We start from the raw sequence: 14,619 nt of genomic DNA, 5'->3' as shown, positions 1-14,619 counted from the left end.
GTGTGGAGAGTCGTCCCGCTGTTCGGGTAGCTAACCTTGACCAATCGGCGGTGCTCGGAAGTCTGCAAGGCCTGCCGTTGGGACGAAAGGCCAGCCGGGTACTATGGATGATCTGTCGAGAATTCGCATTGACGGTGCCAAACTGCCGATCTGGCTTCGCATCGTCGTCGTCCTGGCGCTAGCACTGCTGGCCGCGGGCGCAAGCCTGTTCGCGTATCGCTGGTACGTCCAACCGGTGACGCTGTCGATCGCGGTTGGGTCATTGGACGGCGACGCCCCCAAAATCGTGTCGGCGCTGGCGAGCAGGCTTGTCCTCAACAACGCGCCGGTCCGGCTGAAGGTGGTGGAGACGACCGGCCCAATTGAATCCGCGGAAGCGTTTTCCTCCGGCAAGACGGACCTTGCTGTGGTCCGCGGTGATGTCGGCGACCTTTCACAAGCGCAAGCCATCGTCGTCCTCGCCGAGGCCGTTGCGCTGCTGTTTGCACCGCCGGGATCCACGATCAAGGACATGGCTGGCCTAAAGCGCACAACAATAGGGGTGGTTGCGGGCGAGACTAATGAGAAGATCGTCAGCGTATTGACAAAGGCATATGACCTCGACCGCGCCAACGTTGCTTTCAAAAGTGTCGCGCTCGACCAGGTTCGCCGCACCCTCGACACAAAGGAAATACGTGCCGTCCTTCTCGTCGCGCCGCTGAGCGAGAAGTACGTATCATTGGTGCGAGGTCTATTCCCGCAGACTCCGAAGAGCGCACCGGTCCTGATTCCGATCGAGAATGCCGGTGCAATTGCCGAGAAGGAGCGCGCTTACGAGAGCTTCGACATCCCAAAGGGAACACTACGCGGATCTCCTCCCGTTCCTGAGGACGACGTGACCACTTTGAAGGCTTCTTTCTACATCGTCGGCAAGAAGAGCCTGGACAACGATATGATCGCCGACTTCACGCAAGCCATTGCACGCGCTCGCAGAGACGTTTTGGCCGAACTGCCGGTTCTCGCGCAGTTCAAGGCGCCCGATACTGACGCCGGCGCCTACCTCCCCGTTCACCCCGGCGCTGCAGAGTTCTACAACGGTAGTCAACTGACTTTCCTGGACAAGTGGAGCAACGCCATCTTCCTGGCGCCAATGGCGCTCGGCGCGCTTGCCACGATCCTTGCGGCGGCATGGCAGTTTCTTAGATCCGGCGATCTCAAGCCGAGAGAACCCGCGCTGGATTTGCTCTATGCATTGGGGAGACGAATAAGGCACGCCGAGAACGAAGCGAATTTGTTGGAGATCGAGACTGAGATCGACCAGGTACTGAGCGCGCAACGCGCCAGAGCAGATGCGGACGTATCCACCCTCGATACGGCCACGCTCAACGTTGCCGCACATCGGCTCGAGAACCTCATACAAGATCGTCGCGCGGCACTCGGTGCGCGACCTCCCGGGGAAGCGCACAATGCGAAGCGGGCAGCGCTCGGGCCAGTATCGAAGGACAGTTAGAGCACGGGACGCTGAATGGTCTGGGCGACGACAGCCGGTCCACGCAAGTCTTGAATGGAACGGGCCGTGCTGAACGAGTATCGCGGCGCCTGCCGTCACCCCAGAGCAGCGGGGTCCCCCTGAAACCACGCGCACTGCGAGCCAGATCTTTGACCTATCTCAAGCCTCTAGCGACCCATGCTGCCAGCTTTTCGAGCGGGGCCAGTGCCAAGGGAGGATCGAATGATCCGATTGATCGCTGTTCTCGCCTTCACCTTGTCGGTTCTAACATCGGCGCACGCCATGGGGCCTGCACCGCTCCCTTCGATCGAAAATGATGAGATTACGCAAATCGCGGCCGCCTGTGGTCCGGGCAGGACGCGAGTCAACGGTGTATGTGTGGCAAGGACGACCATCCGTCAAACCCGCCGAGCGGTTCGCAGGTGTGTGCGTTGGCAGGGTGGCGTTTGCGCTCTGTACGAGTGAAGGTCGCCGCGGGATTCGCCGGACCCCAACATAGCGAGCACCTCGAGCGCGGTGTGGCTAGGGTCAAGCCGGCAGCGGGTATCGCAGGCCTTTGCAAGGCTGGCGGGTCATCCGCCATCGGATCTGACCGGAAGCCATCGCGGCCGGACTAAACCGACGCGCTTGTCTCAAACGAGACATCACTGGAATCGAGAGCGAAAACTACGCGGGTCCGTCCCCACCGTAAAATTGGGCCTCTTCGATCACTGAGGGAAGCAACTGGCCGGATAATCTGGCCCGGTGGCGGGCGGAGAACATTGGCCCGCGGGCGGGCTGCAGCGGCGCGAACTGTGCGAGGCCAATGGGCGCCGGCAGGTCATCGTAGATGGCCTCCATACCGCCCCGCATGAAGTAAGTTTCATGCCAGAAGCCAGTGCCGCGCGATGACTTCAAAAAATCCTGCCACCATTGGCGGTGCGGCATCGAACGGGACCACGCCTCCAGCGCATCAAAGTCGCGCCAATATTGTCGCATGCCAAGGTGCAATGGAAACAAGGACATGATGAAATTCTCATGCAGGAGAAGCCCTTCAGGTCGCTTGTCGACTGCGTCCTGAATCTGCGGACCCAAGCCGAGCAAGGTTCTGATCCCGGTCCACGCGTTGACGCGCATCCCGAGATAGATCACGACCAGATCGGGAAACGACGAAAGGTCGACAGTTTGTCGTTGGACTGCGCCCTTCATTCTGACCTCCTGACGCATAATTGCGTCCGCCATGGATGGCCGCGAGCTCCGCCTATAACGACGGTGGTCGTGTTGCGCCCGAAGAGTTCCTGCAAGCCATCGCGTGCACCTTGCAAACCGCCGACGAATTTGGATCAGGGGCGGCACCTCGTGCTGACGGAGCATAAGGGCCACCCGGTTCGAACGCATGTTGGGCAGATCACATCACGCAAGGTAAGCGAGTTCCGCCATGTCAGCAAGGTCGGCTTCCCGCCCATCTGCGCAGTTACGTGGGGTCTGACGAAGGTCCGCTCCTCGCGGCAGAGCAATCCCCGCGCGTGCGGGAGCGCGAGAGCCGGCGGACGCATGACTTATTATCACCACGCTTTTGCGTGCTCGCGGAGACTGGGTCTTGTTCTCCAAAGGAGTTGGGAGCGAAGGTCAGCTTGCAGTGAGACAGATCGCTCGGCCTAAAGATAAGGCTCGGCGTTCCCTTGCCGAGCCTTCTTTCTATTTGTCTATCCGTCGACTCTAATCAGACAAAGGCGATCTCTACTTCACTTGGCGGCTATCACACGGCAAACGGCCCGTGTTTCTCGGTCGTAGTGATCCGGCTGTTTCAGGACAGCTGCACAGCGACGCAACACCCGCTGCTGCTCTGCGACCTCCAATGTCGCGAAGGCTGTGCCGACGTTGGCAGGATTGAGGCCTGCCAATCCAGAGCTGTTGTTTCCATTGGCAACGCCACTATTTGAAATGCCCACGGCTCCCGCGGCACCAGGACCAATGCCAACAGTGCCAAGCCCGCCGGTGCCGAGGCCCCCAGTACCTACGCTGCTAGAACCGACACCAACTCCCGCGCCTGCCCCACCAACTCCTGCAACACTCGCACCTGCGCCAGCTCCTGCCGCGCCTCCGCCGACACCCACGCCCCCCGTAGCGCCAATTCCGCCAGCTCCGGCGCCAACGCCGGCACCCACGCCACCATCGCCCACTCCGGCGCCGGCACCCGCGCCAACGCCCCCAACTCCGGCACCAACACCGGCGCCGACGCCACCGCTACCCACTCCCGCACCAGCACCAGCACCTGCACCGACACCTCCAACACCGGCGCCAACACCCGCGCCCACCTGGGCTTGCGCGAGTGGTGCTGCTGCGGACAACGCAACGCAGACCGTGGCTGCATAGAAAAGCTTCATTCGCATACACGCCTCCATGAATTCCCGGCGCCCGCAAAGGGACGCTCTGCAACAAGATTCTTGTCCAAGAGGAAGCGATGATTTGTGGGTCCGTTCCTCAACCGGCTGCAAGTAGGTTAACGGGACGAAAAGAGCAGTCTGAGAATTTTGCGATTGCGGAACCAGCGCGCGGTCGCGAGGCTGTCGAGTTCGCAATTCATCTCGTCGCTTTTGGGGAAGCGTTTGGTGGCTCACGCGCGGTTTCGTAAGCTCCGCTTTATGGGCCGTGCTAGCTCGGAGGATGGGTAGAGCGCCAGCGAATCCCATCAATTCCCCGCTTATGCCAAGCATGATGGATTTCGCAACGGGCTCAATGGAAACAAGGACATGATGAAATTCTCATGCAGGAGAAGCCCTTCAGGCCTGTTGTCGACTGCGTCCTGAATCTGCGGACCCAAGCCGAACAAGGTTCTTATCCCGGTCCACGCATTGACGCGCATGCCGAGATACACCACGACCAAATCGGGAAACGACGAAAGGTCGACAGTTTGTCGTTGGACCGCGCCCTTCGTGAGCCCCCTGGGTGCTGTTCGTCACGACCGCAGCGGTGGTCATCGTAACGTGGCGGCGGCAATTTGCGTCGAGCGCGTGGGCGGAGATGGTACCGGAAGGCACCTCCCCTGTCGGCAAGAGCACTCGGGCCGGAGGACAATATAGTGGCGGCGTGCATCCGCGGCCTGTGGATCCTGAATGGCCCCGACACGCCTTTGTGCCGGGGTCAAACAGCGGTAGAGCGCATCCTGCTTGCTCAACGCGCACGAAGCCGACATCAAAGGATGTAAAAGTCGCTCGCGTGGTTCACTAGATCAGACTTCGTGATACCGACAAGAGTTATCGTATCGGCACTATCGTAAGTGATCACGGCATTGCCCTTTACGTCCGCGGTTGCTTTCAGAATCGCGTCGACATTCGCAAACAAGTTATGATCGAATGCCAAAACGTCCTTCGTGAGATCGAAGCTGGTGATCGTATCCTTTCCGAAGCCGGCGTGAAAAACGAACGTGTCCGCCGTTCCAGCTCCTCCCGTGAGCTGATCTGCGCCGCCGAGGCCCTCGATGAGATCAGCAGCACCCGCGCCCGTGATCTTGTCGCCGCTCGAGCTGCCGAGCACTGCGACTGAGCTCAATCCGCCCTGATTACCCGCCACGTCCACTGCGCGTGCCAAAAACGTATGAACCACATCCGACAATTTTGAAATCGTGAAATTCCAATGTCCGTTGCCGTCCACTTTGATGGGGGTGGTACTACTTACGGAAGTGCCGTCCTTAAAGAGCGTTATCGTGCTCCCTGCTTCCGACGTGCCGCTGATTGTCGCGTTTGTTCCCTTTGAAGTCGTGACCAATATATCGCCGATGGCGGTCACGGGCGGGGCCGTGTCGAGCGTGAAGGCGAACGCCGTTGAATTGCTCGACGTGTTACCCGCCACGTCGGTTTGGTGGACGATCACGCTCTTGAGGCCATCACCCGTGAGCGTCAGGCTCGTGCCGGTGCCGTTGAGCCAGTGCGCGCCGTTGTCGGTGCTGTATTGCCAATTCGCTCCTGTCTCGAGGCCAGTTACGTCGACGAGGCCCGAGTTGGTGATCTTGTCGGTGCTCGAGCTGCCGCTGTCCGTGTGCAGCTTGAGCGAAGGCGCAACCGGCGCGATGGTGTCAAGCCTGAACGTCAGGCTCGCAGCCGCACTGACGTTGCCCGCACTGTCCTGCTCTTGGACAAAGACGGTGTGTGGACCATCGGCCGTGCCGTTGGTCAAAAACACCGGCGCGATTGTCGAGAAGCTCGTCGCACCGTCGGCCTTGTACAACAGCGTGTCGCCCGCGGCCGAGGCCGTATAGGTGATGGAAGGATCCCTGGTGACCTTGTCGCTGTTCAAGCTGCCGGAATCGTTCGTCAGGGCCAGAGTCGGCGTTCCCGGGGCCGTCGTGTCCTTCGTGGAGGTGTCGCCGGTGCCAGCAGCCGTATTGCCAGCCGTGTCGGTCACAGAGATCGACGCCGTGATTGGGCCGTCAGTCAGCCCGGACAGATCAACCGCGCTAGAGCCATCGCCGCCAGGTCCACGAACAACATCGTGGAGAGGATTGCCATCCGAGAACCTCACCATCGCAACCGCATCAGGATCAACGCCCACAATCGTGAAACCAACTGCCGACCTCTCGCCAGCGTTGATGAAGCCGTCGCCGTCGTTGATCGTCACAGACGCTGTTGGCGATGCATCCGCCGTCGTGTCCTTCGTGGAGGTGTCGCCGGTGCCAGCAGCCGTATTACCAGCCGTGTCGGTCACAGAGATCGACGCCATGATTGGGCCGTCAGTCAGCCCGGACAGATCAACCGCGCTAGAGCCATCGCCGCCAGGTCCACGAACAACATCGTGGAGAGGATTGCCATCCGAGAACCTCACCATCGCAACCGCATCAGGATCAACACCCACAATCGTGAAACCAACTGCCGCCTTCTCTGCATCGCTGATGAAGCCGTCACCGTCGTTGATCGTCACAGACGCTGTTGGCGATGCATCCGCCGTCGTGTCCTTCGTGGAGGTGTCGCCGGTGCCAGCAGCCGTATTGCCAGCCGTGTCCGTCACAGAGATCGACGCCGTGATTGGGCCGTCAGTCAGTCCGGACAGATCAACCGCGCTAGAGCCATCGCCGCCAGGTCCACGAACAACATCGTGGAGAGGATTGCCATCCGAGAACCTCACCATCGCAACCGCATCAGGATCAACACCCACAATCGTGAAACCAACTGCCGCCTTCTCTGCATCGCTGATGAAGCCGTCACCGTCGTTGATCGTCACAGACGCTGTTGGTGGTTCATCCGCCGTCGTGTCCTCGTCGTAGAGGGTTGCTGTTGCGGTACCGGGATCACCAACCGTGTAGCCGTAGTTGCTGACAAGATAGACCCCGAGGGACTCGGATCCCTCGGTCATCCCGTCGCTGAAAGTCGTGAGGCGGTGCTCGTAGGTGTCCGAGCCGGCCTCAAATCGGGGCGGAAGACCATTGTTGCCGGCCCACGTAAAGTCGACCTCGTTGGTGGCCGAACCATTGTAGCCGAAGTCCAACTGCATCGAGCTGCTGAGACTCCCGGTGCGATGGAACGTGAACACCACGTCATTACCTTCGGTCGCGGTGCTGGTGGTGGCGGTCACCGTCACGACGGGCGGATCGTTGTTGGTCGTGTTCAGCAGCACAGATACGGTATTGTCGCCGAAATTTGAAGCGATGATGTCAAGCTTGCCGTCGCCGTTCACATCGCCGAGCACATCGGAGGAAGTTCCAGAGCCCGCCGCAAAGGTGGTCACCGGCTGGAAGGTGCCGTCACCATTGCCGGGCAGCACCGCCACTCCATTTGCGACCGCGACGATATCCGGCTTGCCGTCCCCACTCACATCGCCGACCTGAACGAAACCTTGACCGGCTCCGACATCATAGTTGGTCTGCGGCAGGAAGGTGCCGTCGCCATTGCCGAGCAGCACCGAGAGGTCATTGGAGGTTTGACTTGCGACCACGATATCCTGTCGACCGTCCCCATTCAGGTCGGCGACTTGTACTAGACCAGGCTGGCTTCCCGCCGCATAGCTGGCTGCCGCTTGGAAAGTGCCGTCGCCGTTGCCGAGTAGCACCGACGCCGTATTCACACTGTAGTCTGCGGTGGCGAGGTCCAGCTTGCCGTCACCATTCACGTCGCCGATCGCAACCGAAATAGGCCCGGGAGCAGACGCTACCGCTTCAGTGGTCCGGGATTGAAATGTCCCGTTGCCGTTGCCGAGCGATATCGAAACCGTACCGGAGTTGCTGTTGGCGTTGACGAGATCCAGATTCCCGTCCCCGTTCAAGTCGCCAATGACCACCTGGTGAGATTCCCCGACCTCGACACTTGTCTGGGGTTGGAAGGTACCGTCGCCATTGCCGAGCAGGATACTGTCCGTGCTAAACGAATTACCATTCGCAACAGCAAGGTCCAGCTTGCTGTCACCATTCAGGTCGCCGATCGCAACGGAGATAGGTCCAGGTCCCGTTCCATACGTCGTCTGTGTCAGGAAGCTGCCGCTGCCATTGTTGAGCAGCACCGACAGGGTGTTATTGTTGGCATTTGCGGTGACGATGTCCAGGTTGCCGTCCCCATTCAAGTCTCCACTTGCAACGGAATAGGGTCCAGATCCGGTCGCGTAGGTCGTCTGCTGGAATTCGGTTGGCATCTTCGCCTCCTTTGGTTTGGCAATGCAGGGCATTGCGCATTCGATGAAGGCCAGCACCGCGGTTTCAGCCAATAAAGCTGTGGGTCTCGCCTTCTCCGTGTGAGACTGCGCGAAGCGATCAATGCCGCGCGTCCAAGATCCAATTTGTCGCCCCATTGAGGTCTGCGACCGGAACGAATATGGAGCCGCCCGTAAGGCGGAAGTGAAAGGGCCTGCCGATGGCACTAGCGCTGCCGCTTACAAGAAACGGTGAGTTCGGCACGTCGCCGATTTACGGGCAGCAGGTGGCAATATTGCCTGCGTTGGTAACTGTGCTCTCTCCCGCAGTCATGATGCAAATGTACTATGCGTTGCAAAATTTCCTCAGCAGCCCACACGTTCTGCGCAACGCCTCCGTTTGAAGCAAATCAAAGCGGGAAAAATTCTGTGCGCAGTCCTTTGAAGCTAAGCCTCTCCGCCGTCCATGGCGTGAGGGCCAGCGCAGTGTAAGCGCGCGAACAGCGCCACGATTTCCGCCTGCCGGTGCGTGTCCGTTTTCGCGAAGATCGCCTGCATCTGATTGCGTGCCGTTTGGTAGGCAACACCGATTTCATCGGCAACGTGCTCGAGGTGTTCGCCCGATGCCACGCGCGTCGCAAGTTTGGCTTCGGCAGAAGTCAGGCCGAACAAGTTCCTTAGATGCGCTTCGGGCGGCATGGAGCATTCTTCCAGATCTCGGATAACCACAATTGCACGCACGACGGCCAACACGTCGCGGACCACGCCGCCGCTCGTTGGCACCGCGTAGACCGCCATCGGCCGGCGGCCGGGCCGCGCAATGGCAACGGGCGGCATGATGGTCGCGCCCGCGTCGGCGTTTTCCAGCGCGCGCTCGATCAGCCGCTTGAGCGCGCTCGCGGCATTCCGATCATCTGTGATCAGGTGCCCGTCGACGATACGCAGGTGATCGCCGAGTTTGCTGTCGGCCACCTTGTTCGTCCTGACGACGCGTCCGTATTGGTTGATCAGCAACGCGGCCGTTTCCATCATGTCGAAAGCGTCGGAGATCGCGAGCGCCCGCACGAACCCCAGTTCGCGTGCTACAGTGGCGGCGCTGGTCAAGGGGGCGCGAAGAGCGACAAGCCGTCGTTGCTCAGCTGGGCTAAACGGCCCCTGTTTGGGACTGCGCTGAATTGCAAGACACCAATTGTCCTCACCCGCATCTAACGCCACGCCGGCGAACCATCGAAAACCACATCTGCCGAGAAGGTCGTTGTAGAATGGTGAGCGACGCATTTCCTCCGGCGAGGTATGATCCTGATCCACCATGATCCCGGTGCAGAGCAGTTTGGGAATGCCTCGACTCCGCTCGTCGTGCTCGTACCAGCCTTCCTTGATGTACCGGTCCATCAATTCGGCGACGCCGGCCGTGAAGGTAAGGCCGAGGGGCCTGTCGCTTGTTTTGATCGGAATCAGCGCCGCGCCGACAGCGCCGGCAGCCGCCGCAATTTTATCCATTGCCGGCGTCCAGCAGGACGGGTCGAGCGCCGCCTGGGTGATCGCTGCATGTATTGCGGTTAGGTCCCACGAGGTACGCATGCCTGCCTCGCGTCCGGTCGTGTTGGCTGCTAGCCTGTTCAAAACTGCATCAAACTATCCGCGGAACAACAACCCCGCATTAATACTGTGAGAAACGGTGACCTTTCTCGGGCAGACGTCCTTTGTGCGCGAAGCCCTACTCAACATCAATGGACGTTATTTGACGCACGGCAGGCAGGGAGAACAACTCCCGCTTTTTCTCCCGAAAGCTAGCGCGGACAGCAGCTCTACGACCCGCTCCCGCGGGGGGAACGACAGGTCGAGCACCTTCCATTCCTCATAATTCTCCGCCGGCAGCATCTTGTAGGGCTGGCAGGCTTCCAGCGCGCTCTTGGCTGACATGGCGAGAAGTAGGAGGCGGGCTAATGCGATGCTAATGGAATCCCCCAATGCCAATACAGTCTTTCGGAACATCTCATCGTTGATTGTTCCGTACAGCCTAGAGCCGATCCATATGCCAGCGACCATGAACGGAAGACCGATGCATGGCTTCGAGCGTGTACGATCCTGCGATCAACTGCGAGATCGAGATGATCACAAGGCTGCAAACAGCACCGGCTGAAAAACGGCGCGCTGCTCAACCGTCCCGACACCTGCCCTCCAGTTCCTTTCAGGGCATCTGCGAGCGCTTCCGCTGAATGCCTTGGCGCCACCCACTTCTCACAGGATGTCTCCTCCTGGCCCACCGCTTCCAAGTAGCGGCGAGTTGTCCGAAGTCGGGGATAAACCGGATGCGCCCGACCGCTGGTCAAAACGGCGCTTTCGACCCGAAGGCGACATCGACCAGACGTCTAATCGGCCCTTCAACTCACCTGTGTGCCCTTGTGTTATTGTATCCCTTCCGAGAACTCGATGGAGGGAAGGATGGACATTCGATCGAAATTGACGGCGCTGTGTGAAGCGTTCAACGCGCACGACTTGGATTCCATCATGGAGTTCTTTGCCGACGATTGTGTCTTGGAGATGCCGAGGGGAAGCAAGCCTTGGGGCTCCCGCTTCGAGGGCAAACGCAACGTACGAGACGGGCTCGCGACGCGCTTTGAAGGCTTACCGGATGTTCACTACGGCGACGCCGAGCATTTTGTGGATACGATGGCAAACACGGGCATTTCAAAATGGACGCTGACGGGCACGACAGGCGAAGGAAAAAAGATCGAGGTCCGAGGATGTGACTTTTACACTTTTCGCGCGGACGAGGTGATCCGCAAGGACTCGTATTGGAAGATTGTTGAAGGACCTTCGTCAGCCTAACGACGCACATGTCCGAATGTGGCCCATCGCCTCCATTAGGGCGTAGCCGCGAGTTGTCCGGGGTCGGAGGTAAAACGGAAGCGCTCGACCGCTGGTCAAAACGGCGCTCATGACCCTTCTCGGACATCAGCCCGGCCCGGTGACATGCGATTCAGGCTATCCCGGCCCTTCCTGAATGATGGTTTGGACCGATAAGATACCCTTCTTGACCCTTTGGGGACGGATATGGCGCGGCCATCAAGAACGGGCAGCAAGACGAGCCAGGCGAAGACCCGCAAGGGCAGCAAGACCACCAAGAGCAAGCGCCGCATTGCGCCAGCGGCCAGCCGAGCGAATCGTCGTTCGGTCGCCGGTCTGAGCAAAGACCTGAAGGAGGCCCGCGAGCAGCAGGCGGCGACGGCCCAAGTATTGAAGGTCATCGCAAGTTCGCCCGACGATGTACAGCCGGTATTCGAGGCGATTGCGATCAGCGCCAACAGGCTTATTGGCGGTTTCTCTACGGCAGTGTTTCGATATATCGACGGCATGCAACACCTAGAGGCGTTCACGCCGACAAATCCGGTCGCTGACGAAGCATTGGGAGCTTCGTTCCCGCGGCATCTCACAACGTCTGCGGCGCCCTTCGAGTTGCTGCGTAATGGCAAACCAATGCAGATTGTCGATACCGAATCCTCGCCAAACATGCTGGCCAGGGATTTGGCGCGATTGCGCGGCTTTCGCAGCATGTTGTTCACGCCGTTGATGAGCAATGGGGTGCCTATCGGCTCGATCACCGTGACGCGAGTCGAGACCGGTTCATTCGCCGACCATCACGTGCAATTGCTACAGACCTTCGCCGACCAGGCGGTGATTGCGATCGAGAACGCGCGATTGTTCAATGAAGCGAGGGAAGCGCTGGAGCGGCAAACCGCGACGTCGGAAGTGCTACAAGTCATATCCAGTTCGCCTGGCGGACTTGGGCCGGTGTTCGAAGCCATGCTGGAAAATGCCGTGCGCATCTGCCGTGCCAGTTTTGGGACGCTGCTCCTATACGAAGGCGACAGGTTGCGGCGGGTGGCGCGAATGGCGGCGAAAAACGTGCCGCAATTGTACGCGCCCGACCAGGAAACGCCGCCACACTTCATCGCGCCGTTTGATGGGGCGCCTTCGCTGGGGCGCCTCGTCGAGACCAAGGCGCTGGTTCACATTGCCGATATCGCCACAGAGCATCCCGACGATTTGATCTACAAGGTCGCCGCAGCCCGCACCGTTCTGATTGTGCCGATGCTGAAGGAGAGCGAGCTTGTCGGTGGCTTTGCTGTCTACCGCAAGGAAGTGCAAGAGTTCAGCGACAAGCAGGTCGAGTTGCTGGAACATTTTGCGGCACAAGCGGTGATCGCCATCGAAAACACACGACTGCTCAAGGAGCTGCGGCAGCGAACCGACGATCTCTCGCAATCCCTCGACGACCTCCGCACCGCACAGGACCGCCTGGTGCAGACCGAAAAGCTTGCCTCGCTCGGCCAGCTCACCGCGGGCATTGCGCACGAGATCAAGAACCCGCTCAACTTCGTCAATAATTTCGCAGCCCTTTCAGCGGCGTTGACCGAGGAGTTGAACGAGGCCCTCAAGCCCGCCGAACTCGTCGACAAGATCCGCACCGAAGTCGACGAGCTGACGGCGCTTTTGAAGAGCAACCTCGAAAAGGTCGTGCAGCACGGCAAGCGGGCCGATTCCATCGTCAAGAACATGCTGCTGCACTCACGCGAGGGACCGGGCGAGCGTCGCCTCGTCGACATCAACGCCCTGGTCCAGGAGAGTCTCAATCTCGCCTACCATGGCGCGCGCGCAGAGAAGTCCGACTTCAACATCACGCTCACGCAGAACCTCGATCCCGACGCAGGCGAAATCGAGGTATATCCGCAGGAGATCACGCGCGCGCTGCTCAACGTGATCTCCAACGGCTTCTATGCCGCGACCAGGCGCAAGTCCGAGGCGGGAGACGAGACCTTTGAGCCTGTGCTGAGTGCGACCACGAACAACCTTGACGATAAGGTCGAAATTCGCATCCGCGACAACGGCACCGGGATTCCGATCGAGGTGAAGAAAAAAATGTTCAATCCCTTCTTTACTACCAAGCCAGCTGGTGAAGGCACGGGGCTCGGTCTGTCGATGACCCATGACATCATTGTCAAACAACACGGCGGAACCATCGATGTCCAAAGCGAGCTGGGTGTGTTTACCGAGTTCATCATCGCGCTGCCGCGATGACCTCTTTTGGCCCGAAGGCGACGACCGCGGTCTCGGCCGGAACGTCCGCACTTGAAGCCAGACCGGAAATGCTTGAGGCCCGCCGGAAACGACACGCTTGACCCCTAGCCGACCCCACGAGCCTCTCCCGCCAGCGGCCGCTGGTGAACCAAAGGGGGACAGATCGAGTTGCGAGGCGAAAGCCTGCCCTCGTTCACCACATTTAAACCTTAAGATTCTACCAAGAGTACTCACCCACAGGCCGCAGGACCATGCCAACAGCCTTCGTACAGAAGCCATCGGTGGACTTCGGGCAATGAAGGTCTGGCAGACCAGCTGCATCGTGGCTGTTGTCGCATCCGCAGGACTCTATCTGGCCGCCGGTAACAGGCCGGCCGCGACTTTGCCGGATGTCATGCCGGAAGCGGCAGCGAGCACACCGGCTGCGCGCATGGCGGCTCCCGCGAACATGGTGACGCCTGCGGTGTACGCTGAGGCATCCGCCAGACTCGCGGCAGCGCTTCGGGCCGAAAGCGCAGAGCTGGGCGCGGTGACGTCAGCAGATTCCGGGCCGCCACGCACCGAAGCCGAGATCGTCGACGAACCCGTCGCGCCGAAATTGGCGTCGTTGGGACAGGATGTCGTCCAAACGCTGCCGCCAGAACGCGATGCGTCCAACGATGCTCCGAAAGCGGCGTCGACGCCAGATTTTCGTTATCTGGTCTACTACGTCTGGTCCGAACTGCCGCCCGCCGAGAAACCGGCGGAGATCGTCTTGCGTGCGTTCAAGGACATTCCGGTCGGAACGCCGACTGAGGAGATCAAGCGCGCTGCCGACGCGTTTGGTCTCGATTTCAATTTCATGATGGCGGTTGCCAAGATCGAATCCGGTTTCAACCCCAATCAACGCACCGGGTCGTATATCGGGCTGTTTCAGCTGAGCCATTATGAGTTCGGCAAGTTCGGCTTCGGGCAGATCCGCAGTCCGCGGGATAACGCCGTTGCGGCCGCCTACAAAATCATTGCCGAAGGCGTCCAATTCGAGTGGATCACGCGCCGCAAGCCGGACATGAGCGATCTCTACCTGATCCATCAGCAGGGCTGGGAAGGCGCCGCCGAGCACATCAGCAAGCCCGCTCGCCTCGCCTGGAAATCCATGTGCGCCAGCAGCGAAGGCAAGGAGAAGGGTGAGAGGTGGTGTAAACGCGCGATCTGGGGCAATGCACTCCCGGCCTTCAAGCGCACCTGGAAATCGGTCGACAACGTGACGTCAGAGGCGTTCGTCGGCATGTGGCGCGGCCGGGTCGCCGAATTCTACACGAAATACGTGGCGACTGCTGCGGCGGCGGCAAGCCAATAATTTGAAGCTTCACTAACTTGACGGGTTGCAGACCCCAGCGCTGACGGTGGCAACAAGTCTGCCGCGCACATTGCGAAGGCGGGTCGCTTTGGAGTGCCTATGAGGCTGCGCCGCC

Annotated in this window: 8 protein-coding genes and 1 pseudogene; 5 read left to right on the top strand and 4 right to left on the bottom strand. The window is 60.0% G+C overall.

Annotated features, from left to right (window positions below; translation table 11 throughout):
• Positions 1–103: 103 nt before the first annotated feature.
• Positions 104–1,489, top strand: a complete 1,386-nt coding sequence (locus ACNJYA_RS04320; RefSeq protein WP_212259559.1) for a TAXI family TRAP transporter solute-binding subunit — start codon at positions 104–106, stop codon at positions 1,487–1,489.
• 666 nt (positions 1,490–2,155) lie between these two features.
• On the opposite strand, the gene ACNJYA_RS04315 is transcribed toward ACNJYA_RS04320, so the two are convergent.
• Both ACNJYA_RS04315 and ACNJYA_RS04310 read right to left on the bottom strand, forming a co-directional pair.
• Entirely contained in the window at positions 2,156–2,677 is a 522-nt protein-coding gene (locus ACNJYA_RS04315; protein ID WP_439402089.1) for a DUF4188 domain-containing protein, read from the bottom strand.
• Between the two features lie 808 nt (positions 2,678–3,485).
• Positions 3,486–3,749, bottom strand: a complete 264-nt coding sequence (locus tag ACNJYA_RS04310; protein WP_439402088.1) for a hypothetical protein — start codon at positions 3,747–3,749, stop codon at positions 3,486–3,488.
• A gap of 659 nt (positions 3,750–4,408) precedes the next feature.
• Between ACNJYA_RS04310 and ACNJYA_RS04305 the strand changes: the two are divergent.
• Positions 4,409–4,504: pseudogene (locus ACNJYA_RS04305) on the top strand (DUF599 domain-containing protein); the annotation flags it as partial.
• 159 nt (positions 4,505–4,663) lie between these two features.
• Here ACNJYA_RS04305 and ACNJYA_RS04300 read toward each other — a convergent pair.
• Both ACNJYA_RS04300 and ACNJYA_RS04295 read right to left on the bottom strand, forming a co-directional pair.
• Positions 4,664–8,143, bottom strand: coding sequence for a beta strand repeat-containing protein (locus ACNJYA_RS04300; RefSeq protein WP_439402087.1), 3,480 nt, complete (start codon positions 8,141–8,143; stop codon positions 4,664–4,666).
• A 387-nt stretch (positions 8,144–8,530) separates the two neighbouring features.
• A complete protein-coding gene (locus ACNJYA_RS04295; RefSeq protein WP_172786748.1) occupies positions 8,531–9,664 on the bottom strand; it encodes a helix-turn-helix transcriptional regulator in 1,134 nt (377 codons plus the stop codon).
• An 864-nt stretch (positions 9,665–10,528) separates the two neighbouring features.
• Here ACNJYA_RS04295 and ACNJYA_RS04290 point away from each other — a divergent pair.
• The 3 genes from ACNJYA_RS04290 to ACNJYA_RS04280 all read left to right on the top strand — a co-directional run bounded on the left by ACNJYA_RS04290 (position 10,529) and on the right by ACNJYA_RS04280 (position 14,504).
• The gene (locus ACNJYA_RS04290; protein ID WP_036035076.1) at positions 10,529–10,915 is read left to right on the top strand and encodes a nuclear transport factor 2 family protein; all 387 of its coding nucleotides are present in this window, start codon (positions 10,529–10,531) and stop codon (positions 10,913–10,915) included.
• A 225-nt stretch (positions 10,916–11,140) separates the two neighbouring features.
• Positions 11,141–13,165: a GAF domain-containing protein gene (locus tag ACNJYA_RS04285; RefSeq protein ID WP_439365526.1), complete on the top strand. Its 2,025-nt coding sequence runs from the start codon at positions 11,141–11,143 to the stop codon at positions 13,163–13,165.
• Between the two features lie 295 nt (positions 13,166–13,460).
• A complete protein-coding gene (locus ACNJYA_RS04280) occupies positions 13,461–14,504 on the top strand; it encodes a transglycosylase (RefSeq protein WP_439365525.1) in 1,044 nt (347 codons plus the stop codon).
• Positions 14,505–14,619: the final 115 nt, after the last annotated feature.

Origin of the sequence: Bradyrhizobium sp. BLXBL-01, assembly GCF_051853025.1 — a bacterium.
Taxonomy (GTDB): Bacteria; Pseudomonadota; Alphaproteobacteria; order Rhizobiales; family Xanthobacteraceae; genus Bradyrhizobium.
Note: the sequence above shows the minus strand (reverse complement) of the source record. Positions and strands in the feature narration are given on the sequence as shown.